General features: G+C 37.8%; 10 protein-coding genes and 1 tRNA gene. 2 read left to right on the forward strand and 9 right to left on the reverse strand.

Annotated elements, in window-relative coordinates:
- Positions 1–160: 160 nt before the first annotated feature.
- Positions 161–1,318: a hydroxymethylglutaryl-CoA synthase gene (locus tag AACL61_RS03335; RefSeq protein ID WP_098047182.1), complete on the reverse strand. Its 1,158-nt coding sequence runs from the start codon at positions 1,316–1,318 to the stop codon at positions 161–163.
- A gap of 25 nt (positions 1,319–1,343) precedes the next feature.
- Positions 1,344–2,012, reverse strand: coding sequence for a ribonuclease H family protein (locus AACL61_RS03340; protein ID WP_087214933.1), 669 nt, complete (start codon positions 2,010–2,012; stop codon positions 1,344–1,346).
- A gap of 152 nt (positions 2,013–2,164) precedes the next feature.
- Here AACL61_RS03340 and AACL61_RS03345 point away from each other — a divergent pair.
- Positions 2,165–2,252: transfer RNA gene (locus tag AACL61_RS03345), tRNA-Ser, on the forward strand.
- Between the two features lie 126 nt (positions 2,253–2,378).
- On the opposite strand, the gene AACL61_RS03350 is transcribed toward AACL61_RS03345, so the two are convergent.
- From AACL61_RS03350 to uvrC, 7 genes are all read right to left on the reverse strand, one after another.
- Positions 2,379–2,993: a DUF308 domain-containing protein gene (locus tag AACL61_RS03350; RefSeq protein WP_065867619.1), complete on the reverse strand. Its 615-nt coding sequence runs from the start codon at positions 2,991–2,993 to the stop codon at positions 2,379–2,381.
- Positions 2,994–3,103: 110 nt separating this feature from the next.
- Positions 3,104–3,622, reverse strand: a complete 519-nt coding sequence (locus AACL61_RS03355; protein ID WP_003671181.1) for an adenine phosphoribosyltransferase — start codon at positions 3,620–3,622, stop codon at positions 3,104–3,106.
- 16 nt (positions 3,623–3,638) lie between these two features.
- Positions 3,639–5,966, reverse strand: a complete 2,328-nt coding sequence (recJ, locus tag AACL61_RS03360; protein ID WP_102816479.1) for a single-stranded-DNA-specific exonuclease RecJ — start codon at positions 5,964–5,966, stop codon at positions 3,639–3,641.
- Positions 5,967–6,098: 132 nt separating this feature from the next.
- Entirely contained in the window at positions 6,099–6,932 is an 834-nt protein-coding gene (locus tag AACL61_RS03365; protein ID WP_102816478.1) for an SDR family NAD(P)-dependent oxidoreductase, read from the reverse strand.
- Positions 6,933–6,948: 16 nt separating this feature from the next.
- Positions 6,949–7,878, reverse strand: coding sequence for a ribonuclease Z (rnz, locus tag AACL61_RS03370; RefSeq protein WP_003671185.1), 930 nt, complete (start codon positions 7,876–7,878; stop codon positions 6,949–6,951).
- Between the two features lie 32 nt (positions 7,879–7,910).
- A complete protein-coding gene (obgE, locus tag AACL61_RS03375; RefSeq protein ID WP_102816477.1) occupies positions 7,911–9,227 on the reverse strand; it encodes a GTPase ObgE in 1,317 nt (438 codons plus the stop codon).
- Positions 9,228–9,291: 64 nt separating this feature from the next.
- Complete coding sequence (gene uvrC / locus AACL61_RS03380) at positions 9,292–11,103, reverse strand: excinuclease ABC subunit UvrC (protein WP_102816476.1); 1,812 nt, start codon at positions 11,101–11,103, stop codon at positions 9,292–9,294.
- Positions 11,104–11,246: 143 nt separating this feature from the next.
- Here uvrC and AACL61_RS03385 point away from each other — a divergent pair, with 143 nt between their 5' ends.
- Complete coding sequence (locus AACL61_RS03385; protein WP_003668237.1) at positions 11,247–11,384, forward strand: SPJ_0845 family protein; 138 nt, start codon at positions 11,247–11,249, stop codon at positions 11,382–11,384.
- Positions 11,385–11,401: the final 17 nt, after the last annotated feature.

Raw genomic sequence — 11,401 nt, forward strand, 5'->3', positions numbered from 1 at the left:
TACATCTTAAGGCAAAAGAGGCCTTTTTTATATAATTTTTATCGCCCACCCGCATAGCAGGTGGTTTTTTGTTTCGTGCACTCGCTCTGCTCGCGCACTCAACTAGGTCTAAAGACATTAATAAAAAAGGAGTCCATTTTGGGGCTCCTTTTTATTTAGGTTATTTGGCTTCATAAATCCGTTGATGATCCTTTTGCCCTTTAAGAACGAAAGGTAATGGATCATTAGTAACATCAAACTCGATATCCTGGTCATTCATTCCTAATTGACTACTGAATAGTTTTTCGTATTCTGCTACCGAAACCTGGTGACGATGTTCTAGTTCTTCTTGAATATTATTCATATAATGCTCGTAGCCATCTTCTAGGATTCCTGTGTAGAACTCTCCTTCTGCACCAGAACCATAGCTAAATAACCCAATTCGGCTTCCAGCTTTTAAGTCACTATTTTGTAACAATGACATTAATGATAAATATAGGGAGCCAGTGTAAAGGTTACCAACTTGACGTGAAAATAGTTGACTTGCGGTTAATTGTGTTCGTAATCGTTGAGCTACTTCATCATTACGATCTTTGAGCAGCCCTTCTAACCCTTTCTTTCCCATTTTAGTAAATGGCATATGGAATGTAAGGGCAGCAAAATCTGCTAATTCTCGCCCAGTTAATTGCTGGTAACGGGTAAAAGTTTGAAGGAAAAATTCAATATAAACATTAGTAGAGTATTTTCCATCTACTAAAGCTTCTGTTGCATATAACGGCCGCCAAAAGTCCATTATATCCTTACTATAAGCAACCGTTGTATCTTCAAGGGTTAGGATGTGAGGGTTCCGCGAAATCAGCATTGCAACTGCTCCAGCTCCTTGAGTCACCTCTCCTGGCGTATTTAATCCATAACGAGCAATATCAGCAGCGATCACCAATACAGTTTCTTGAGGATTAAGCGCCACTACTCCCTTTGCAAATTGGATAGCAGCTGTTGCAGAATAACAAGCCTCTTTCATTTCTACCGTTCGGGTGAAGTCGCTAAGCCCTAATAAGCGTTTAATGTAGATTGCACTCGCTTTTGAATTGTCAATTCCTGACTCAGTTGCCACAATTACTGTCGAAATATTTTTTTCTAATTCCGGAGTAAGCAATTTTTTCGCTGCCGTAGCTCCTAAAGTCACAATATCTTGCGTAGGTGGCACAACTGCCTGTAGATCCTGTCCAATTCCAATGGTAAATTTATTAGGATCTACGCTGCGTTCTTTTGCTAATTCAACAAGGTCTAAATAGTCATTTGTTGTTGCAAAAGCCATTTTGTCAATACCAATTCTCATTTCTTATCATCCTCTTGTCAAATAATTATAACTGATCCATCGTCTTATTTAGTAATTCATCGACCTTATTATTTCCAGCATTCGTTGCATGACCCTTAGTCCAATCAAAATGTAAATTAGGGAACTGAGGTAAAAGGGTAACTATTTCTTCCCATAGCTTCTGATTTGCTACCGGCTTGCCACTAGCAGTTAACCATCCCCGTCGCTGCCAATTAGTTAACCAGCCTTTCATAATTGGATCAAGTACGTAATGTGAATCCAAAATCGCTGTAATTGGTTGATCTTGGAGGCCAAGTTCTAATAGTTTAGTTAGTGCTTGAATTAAAGCTGTAATCTCCATTTTATTATTAGTAGCCCCAAATTCGCCAGCAGTTCCTGTATAAGCTTGATCTTTAGTTTGAATAAAATAAGCCCAGGCCGCTTTATCATCTGCCTTAACATGCTGTCCCAATTTATTGCCATGATTACGGGAGCCTCCATCAGTATAAACAAGAATGTTATCAGAATAATCAACCGTTTTAGTCGATGGTACGATATTTCCCGTAGCCTGAAGCCACTCATTAGCACCTTTAAACGTTAAAAAGCTTTTGAACTTAGCATTCGGATATCCATTAACTTCCTTCTGACATTCAGCCCAAGTTTTATATATTCCTGGATGACGACCTTTTTTGACTGCATAATATTTTTTTACCATAAAAATCCCCTAATTAAATTTCAAATTACATCATATATTAGAATATCATATCAGCAAGAAATCATTTCTGCAAAATTATTAAATAGCTATTTCCTTGATTGATATTCTCTTTACGCTTTACAATTTTTTTGTTACAATAATATAGTTGAAATGGAGACATACTCAAGTGGCTGAAGAGGACGGTTTCGAAAACCGTTAGGCGTGTAAAAGCGTGCAGGGGTTCAAATCCCCTTGTCTCCTTTATCTAAAGTTTTGCTGATATTCAATCGTTGTTAAAACGTTGATATATCAGCTTTTTTATTACACAAAAAAGGACACCTATTAAGTGCCCCAATCTGTCTTGAACTAATCTTAGGTTATTTAGTTTTATTGATTAGCAATATCGTATGTAGTTTTGCCATCTTTGGCCGTATACAACGCCTTACTAGAATCACTTGGATTCATAATACTAATTGAATATCCTTCACCTAATGCTTTTTCTACTTGCCCTGAATTGCTTTTAATCGACTTAGTTAAGTTAGGCCAGCCCATTTGTTCAGCCTGACTTGGATCTTGCGCTAAAGCTTTCAATGCTTCAACCGTATTATCATCAGTTGGCGTGATCTGGAATGTCTTACTATCTTCGTTATAATCAACTGAACCTAATTTTGAATAACCCTTTTGCATTTGACGCAAAACAGCCATTGTCTTACTTTCTTGTTGCGCTTCATTTGCACTTGAATTGCCAATCGCTAATCCATTTGAAAATGATGAAAAACTACTGGACCGCGCCACTTGTGAAGATGAAGTACTTTGGCTTGAGCTAGCAGAATTATTATGATGAAAATAAGGTAAATTAATCACACCATAAACAATTGCGATAATACTCAATACTACAATAATTGTCCCGCTTTTCCATTCGCGATACTGTTGCCATGAATTAGCAAGATAAAAACCACCCAAAATCAAAAATAAGGCTCCCATTATTACTAAGAAAATCATAAATTAACTGGCTCCTTTTTATCAACGTAATGTTATTGTCCCGCATTCATTTTATATATACAACTATAATTTAAAAAGAAAAAAGGCTAGTATCCCCAGCCTCCTCCTAATTAAAATTCCATTAATGCCTTCATATCGTAATCTTTAAGCTTATCGCGACCATGAAGATCTTTTAATTCGATTAAGAATGCACAGCCAACAACAATACCACCCATTTGTTCAACCATATCAATTGTTGCAGAGATTGTTCCACCTGTAGCTAAGAGATCATCCACAACAAGAACCCGTTGTCCCGGTTTAATTGCATCGGCTTCCATTTGCAAGGTAGCTGTTCCGTATTCTAAGTCATAAGATGCACTAATTGCTTTTCTTGGCAACTTACCCTTTTTACGTGCTGGAGCAAATCCAACACCCAGTTCGCGAGCAATAGGACACCCAACAATAAAGCCTCGCGCTTCTGGTCCTACTACCATATCTACCTTTTTATCCTTAGCATAATCAACTAATTCGTCAGTAGCTTGCTTAAAGGCAGCCCCATCAGCCATTAATGGCAAAATATCTCGAAAGATAATACCCTTTTCTGGATAATCAGGAACACTAGCTACGTATTTATAAAGGTCTAAAGCCATGAGATAAATAGTCTCCTTATTCTAAATTTAAATATTTCAATAACCAGTTAGCAACCGTTGCAGCATCATTAAAAAGCAACTGTTGTTCAACTTTATATTGTGCTAATTGTTTTTGATAACGTTTAGTTTGCGTTAAATCAGTCTTATTAGTTGGCTCATTAAACTTTAACACGTCATCTTTTATTGTAACAAATCCTGCTTCAGAAAACACTTGAATCATTAGATTTAATCGATCCATATTAATCTTTAAATGATTGCTAACTGCTTTAGCTTGCATGGGCCATTTTAATTCTTTTTGCTTATAAATAAATCGATAAAGCTGTGCAAAATCATTCCGTGTTGGCAGTCCAGCTAAATAGGCACTTTTTCGCTGATACAGTAATAAGCGAATAGTTGCTGGTTCTTCTTCATCCTCTGCAAAAATCCGTTTTAGCATTTCTTCACTAGATGGGCAGTCAACCAGCGTTACTTGTTGACCAGAAAAATCAGTCTTAATTGCTTCTTCGATCGATAAAGTATAGCCAGGAGCCACATGGGGAGCAATATTTTCTCGCAATCTTGGCTCTCTTACGATGTAATAATTTGAAGAACTAAAAAGCTGAGGAGTTAGTTTATTCGTTCGTTCATCAATAATTACCGTTCCATTAATTTGGAGATCTTCTAACATCAGTTGGACACTTTTTTTACCACGCCACTCATTAAGACTAACTTTAACGGCTAAATTAATTTGTCCGGTTGGCGCGGATAATAGTGTTGCCAAATTTCCTTGACCAAAAGCGACGACTGTTAGATTTTTTTTTTCACTTACAATCGAAAATTTTAAATGCTGGTGTTCCTGTCCCATTGTTTTGACATCGACAACTTTAACGTTATTTAATTCAAAAACCGGTTCCATATTTCCTGGACCAAATGGAGCAACCCGTTGAATATCGTTATATAACTGTTGGGTAACATCAGCTGGTACAAGTTTCATTGCGATTGGAAGAGGTTGCTTTACCGTTGGATCAAATTTTTGTTTGACTGCTTCTTCTTCCAAGGCTATTTGCAGAGGTACAATATTTTTCGAATCAAAAGAAAGACCACAAGCAGCAGGGTGCCCGCCAAATGTCGTAAATAGTTCACGATGAGCCTCCAAGGCATTGAACAGGTTAAAACTGTCAACGCTTCTACCAGATCCTTTTATTAAGGTCGGATTATTTTGATCAGTTGATGCGACAATTGTTGGCTTCCCAGTCTCATTCATAATCCGACTGGCAACAATTCCTAATACGCCTTGATGCCAACCTTTTCCAACAATTAATAAGGTCTTTTTCTGCTGGTTAGCTGAACTATTAGCTTGTTTTTCTGCCTCTTTCATAATATCAGCAACTAGGTTCTGACGTTCTTTATTCGCCTGATCTACCTCTTTAGCTAATTTTTGTGATTCATTCTCATCTAAACTCGTCAGTAATTTAACTCCATCATTAGCATCAGCAATTCGGCCAAGCGCATTTAGCCGTGGTGCAATTCCAAATCCAATATCCTGATCAGTTAGATTGTTAGCTTTAATATCAGCTAATTTCATTAAAGCCGCTAATCCTGGACGCATCCCCTGTCGTAATTGCTGAATGCCATAGGAAATTAACGCATGATTTTCGTCCGTAACGTTTACTACATCAGCTATTTCACCAATTGCAACTAAGTCCAGTTCTTCAACAGGAAACTCACCAGTTAAAGCCCAAGCCACCTTAAATGCAACACCAACGCCTGACAAATCAGGAAAAGGATAATTACTACCAGGATAACGAGGGTGAACGATCGCAACCGCATTAGGCAAGTCAGCAGGCAACTCATGGTGGTCAGTAATTACAACATCTACTCCTGCTGCTATTACCTTATCGATAACATTTTTTCCGCTAACGCCATTATCCACCGTAATAAAAAGCTGGGTACCATTATCAATAAGGCGTTGGTAAGCGTCCATGTTAGGCCCATATCCATCTGTAAACCGATTTGGGACATAATAATTAACATTGGCACCGATAGATAATAACGTTTCATACATTAAGGATGTGCTAGTAATTCCATCGGCATCATAATCACCATAAATAGTAATTTGTTCTTGCTTTTCAACTGCCTGCTCAATTCGCTCAACTGCTTTATCCATATCATGCAATAAGGTTGGATCATGGATCTCTTCCATCGATGGTTCAAAGAATTTTTTTGCTTGTTCGGTTGAATCGATTCCTTGCTGAGCTAATAAGGTTGCCAATATTCTAGAAATGCCTAACTCTTTTTCAAGATTATCAACAGTTGCTGAGGAAGCATTATCGGCAAGTTCCCACTTAAATTTTGCATCAATCATTTAAAATTAACCACCATTTCAACGCCAAAATTAAACAAGAGGCTGGGATAAACTCAGTCTCTTTTATTTTGCCCCTTTCATTTTTTGAAAAGACTATTAAATTCTGTAATCTCTCGAAAATAAGGGAGCATATTATAAGTTCTTCTTATCCTGTTGGAAATCAAAAAATTTTTTAATTGCCCAGTCACCTAAACCGGGAATAACTTGGTAAGCCCAGCCAAGATAAGCCACATATCCTGGAACATTAATTTCCCTCGTCTTATACCCAACATTATTCCAAATTCGTCGAGCTAAGTCTTCAGGAGAGATAAATATCCATTTTGGTAAATGGGCCCGATACGTATAATTATTATCCGCTTTATCAAAGAAAGGTGTATCAATTGGGCCAGGATTAACTGTCAACACTTGGACACCATAATCAGCAACTTCCATTCGTAAAACGTTATCAAACTGGATTACCCCAGCCTTCGTTGCTGAATATACAGCGCTATTTGGTGTAGGTAATTTACCAGCTAATGAACCCATATTAATAATGGCCCCATACCCTTGATCCATCATTTGTTTAGCTACACACCGACTAATATACATTAAGGCTAAGAGGTTCGTATGTACCATTTTTTCCATTGAGCTGTAAGATTCCTTAACTACGGGAATAAAGTCACCAAGCCCAGCAGAATTAATTAATACATCGATTCCTCCTACTTCATGTTGAACCTTCGAAAGCACATCATCAATCTGATCAGGGTCGGTGACATCCAATTGATAAGCAAATGCTGGCCGACCAGATAAAATTAAACATTTCTTGGCTACCTCTTGCAACTTCTCAAGGTTACGAGAAACAACAACAACAATTGCACCACGACGAGCTGCCTCAAAAGCCAACTCTTTGCCGATTCCACTTGAACCACCAGTAATTAATACAACTTCATTTCGCAGAAAACGTAACGTCTTTACTCTTCTCAGCATTTTTTGCCATCTCTTTTCATTTTTTAAACGGAATATCAATCACATCAAAATCATTAACAACTCGAGTATCAGGAATAATATTACGAACTTGATATGCCAATTGATAGGCTGCTTTACCAGTGTATCGTGCTGAAATATGATTTAACAATAATTTTTTAACACCAGCTTTTTTTGCAATTTCAGCTGCTTGTTTGCTGGTTGAATGATAATAATTGTATGCCATCTTCGTCTCATCTTTAGCAAAAGTACTTTCATGCACTAATACATCCGCATTTTGTGCTAACAAAATTGCATTCTTTGTTTGTCTAGTATCGCCTAAAATTGCAATAATTCGTCCAGGTTGAGGAGTGCCAATAAAGTCATGACCATCTAATACGCGACCATCAGGAAGAGTAACCGTTTTTCCAGCTTTTAGTTGACCATAAATTGGCCCAGATGGTACTTTTTGTTCTCGTAATTTTTCAACTTGTAATTCTCCTGGATGATCCGCTTCTTCAATCCGGTATCCAAAACAAGCAATTTTGTGATCCAACTTTCGTGCAATCACTCTAAAACCATGATCATTAAATAGTTCCCCGTCATCTGTTATTTCAACAAAATGCAAAGGATAACTGAGGCGTGACTCACTTACTTGCAAAGAAGTCTGAACATACCGCTTTATTCCTATTGGTCCATAGATCGTCAATGGTTCGGTTCCTCCTTGAAAAGAGCGGGAACTTAGTAAACCAGGTAAACCAAAGATATGATCACCATGCAAGTGAGTAATAAAGATTTTTTCTATCTTTCGTGGCCTAATTGTCGTATTGAGAATTTGATGTTGAGTAGCTTCTCCAACATCAAATAACCAAATTGCGTTTCGTTCTTCTAATAACCGCAATGCAACACTTGCTACATTACGTTGCTTACTTGGGGAACCAGCGCCTGTTCCTAAAAATTCAAGTTGCATTTATATTTTTCCTACCTTTGCTACGTATAATTTTATTGAATAAATTCAAAAACAAATTTTTCAATTCTTACAAGATCACCATCTTGTACACCTTTAGCTCTTAACGCGTCATCAACCCCCATATGGCGAAGTTGACGGGCAAAGCGTAATTGACTTTCTTCATGAGTTAAATCAGTCATCTTAAATAACCGAATAAGTTTTTCACCGCCCAATACCCAGGTGCCGTCTTCATCCTTGGTAATGGTAAAGTCCGTCTCATCCTTCTTGTCAGGAGCAGCAGCACGATATTCAGCGACCAATTCTTTATCATGACTCTCACTATCAAATGCGGGTGTCTTATCTAAGAGATCAGCCGTTAATTGCATTAATTGTTGGACACCTTGATGAGTAACCGCTGAAATAGGGAAAATCTCTGGCTGCTTTTCTAAAGTCTTATCTGCTGCCAAATCAGCTTTAAAAGCAGCTAAGTTATCGACAGAATTTGGCAAATCCATCTTTGTCGCAACTACAATTTGTGGTCGCTTTAATAATTCAGGATCGTAATTAGCAAGTTCCTTATTAATTTGCCGGTAACGTTCAATTGCTTGATGAGGATCTTCACTACTCATATCCACTAGGTGAAGAAGAACGCGGGTACGTTCAATGTGCCGTAAGAACTTCAATCCAAGACCGATACCCTTCGATGCTCCTTCAATTAAACCAGGCATGTCAGCCATCGCAAAATCACGGCCATCTGGTAGCATTACCATTCCGAGATTAGGAGTTAATGTCGTAAATTCATATGCAGCAATTTTAGGCTTAGCACCGGTTACTACTGATAATAAAGTTGACTTTCCAACAGAAGGGAACCCAATTAATCCGACATCAGCAAGCATCTTTAATTCTAATTCTAAGTAATGGTCTTCTCCTGGTTCACCATTTTCAGCAATTTCAGGAGCAGGGTTTTTAGCACTAGCAAAGTGAATGTTGCCGCGACCACCACGGCCACCTTTAGCCACTACTAATTCTTGGTCTTTTTCAACAAGATCACCAATAATCTCGCCGGTATCAAGGTCCCTAACGGTAGTACCTTGGGGAACAGCAATAATTGTATCTTCTGCACTTGGACCAGTCATCTGTTTACTCATCCCATTGCCACCGTTTTTAGCTTTAAAAATTCGATGATAACGGAAATCCATTAAAGTCCGTAATCCTTCATCAACTTTTAAAATGATGCTACCACCACGGCCACCGTCACCACCAGCGGGGCCGCCGTTAGGAACATACTTTTCACGACGAAATGCTACCATTCCATCGCCACCCTTACCTGCATGTACTTCAATTTTTATTTGATCAACAAACATATTCATAATGATTGTCTCCGTTCTTTAGTCTATTATTTAGTATATTTAAAATTTACAAGCCTGTCAAAACTCAATCATGACTACTACCCTTAGCAACCTCAGCATTTTTCTGCAATGAAACCTTGATTAACTGGGCGGTAGGTCGATTAATTCCTAGTGAATGGATTTCATCAACTGAGGCTTGAGCAATTTTGGTAATTGATCCATATTTTTTAAGCAATTTTGTTCGAGTTCGGGGTCCCACTCCCTTAATTTCATCCAAACGCGAGCTTAACGAATGCTTGGTATGAACGCGCCGGTGGAAAGTAATTGCAAACCGGTGAACCTCATCTTGAATGCGTTGAACTAAGTAAAAGCCTTGGCTCCGTGGATTCAAATTAATATGGTGATCATCATCCCCGAACAATAAGTCAGCGGTTTGGTGTTTATCATTCTTTACCATCCCTACTACCGGAATATCGAGACCAAGTTCATTCTCTAAAACATCTTTAGCCGCATCCATCTGAATTTCGCCACCATCCATAAAAATCATATCCGGCATTGGCTTATTCTCTTTTAAGAGACGCGAATACCTCCGTCGAATAACTTCACGAGTACTGGCAGCTTCGTCAGCATGATTAATCACCGTTTTCAATTTATACTTCCGGTAAAAATTTTTAGCTGGTTCTCCATTAACAAATACAACCATTGCACTAACAGGATCAGTCCCCTGAATATGAGAATGATCAAACGCTTCAATCCGGTGACCTTCTGGAAGTCCAAGGGCATCCGTAATCTCTTTCATCGCACCGGTAGTCTTACTTTGGTCCATCTCAAGCAGTCGAAATTTTTCATCTAAAGACAACTGAGCATTTTCATGTGCCATTGCTAAGAGGTCCCGTTTTTCACCACGAACCGGTGTCCGAACTGGTACCCCTAATATTTCACTTATTTCTTTATTGGGAAGACCCTTAGGAAGAAGAATTTCACGAGGCAAAATATTATTGCGACGATTATAAAACTGGAGAATAAAGCTAGTCATTTCTTCAACTGCCGTATCCACGATTGGAAATAGACGTTTTTCTCGTTTCATCAACCGCGCCTGCCGAATAAAGAAAATTTGAATAGAAAGCCACCCTTTATCCATATAGAAATTAAATAAATCACGAGGGGTTTTATCATTTGAAATAATCTTTTGTTTTTCAACTGTCACTTCAATATAGTGAAGCAGGTCTCGAATTTCAGCAGCTCGTTCAAACTCCATGTTTTCTGCTGCTAGTTGCATCTTTTTGGTTAACTGTCGCTTAACTGTCGCTGTATTTCCACTCAAAAACGACTTAATTTTTTTAATTTGCTCTTCATATTCGCTCTTAGGAACGTCTTTAAAACAAGCTCCTAAACATTGTCCCATATGGTAATACAAACACGGACGGCCTTGATACCCATTACATCGTCTTAATGGGTAAACCTTTTGAATAAAATGCATCGTCTCCTCCGCAGCATAGACATTTGGATAAGGGCCAAAATAATATCCACCATCTTTTTTTATTTTACTAACGATCTTAATTTGAGGATCCCGCTCATTTGTTATTTTTATGTAGGGATAACCAGTTCCCTTTTTTAATTTGATATTGAAATAAGGTTGATGTTTTTGAATAAGCGTTATTTCAAGTAAGAACGACTCCTTATTAGTCGAAGTTACAATGGTTTCAAAGTCCGCAACTTCTGAAACCATTTTAGCTACTTTACCGGTGTGGCTACTCTTAAAGTAAGACCGAACCCGATTTTTTAAATTTTTAGCTTTACCAACATAAATTATCTGATCATTAATGTTTTTCATCAGGTAGCAACCTGGCTTGTCAGGTAACAATGCTAGTTTATGTTCTAAATGTTCACTGGCCATCGCAAAATCCCTCCGAAAAATTATCTAACAATATATTATATCTGAAAAATCATCATTAAGGCAAAGAAAGTGTTTAGAAATAATTGTACATTTAGCAAAATTTATGCTAGCATTTTGTCAAATATAAAAAAGGAGCTAAAAAAATGGGATTAGTTACTAGAAGAAGCGAACAGCTTGATAAATTGTTTGATCAATTTGCGATTGATCCTAAAAAACCAAAAGCAACTAAAAAAAATGACGATAAAAAAGAAAAAGATAGCAAGGATAAAGAAAAGAAATAATCGAGTAGGAGATAATT

The organism is Limosilactobacillus reuteri subsp. porcinus, assembly GCF_036621895.1.
Taxonomy (GTDB): Bacteria; Bacillota; Bacilli; order Lactobacillales; family Lactobacillaceae; genus Limosilactobacillus; species Limosilactobacillus reuteri_J.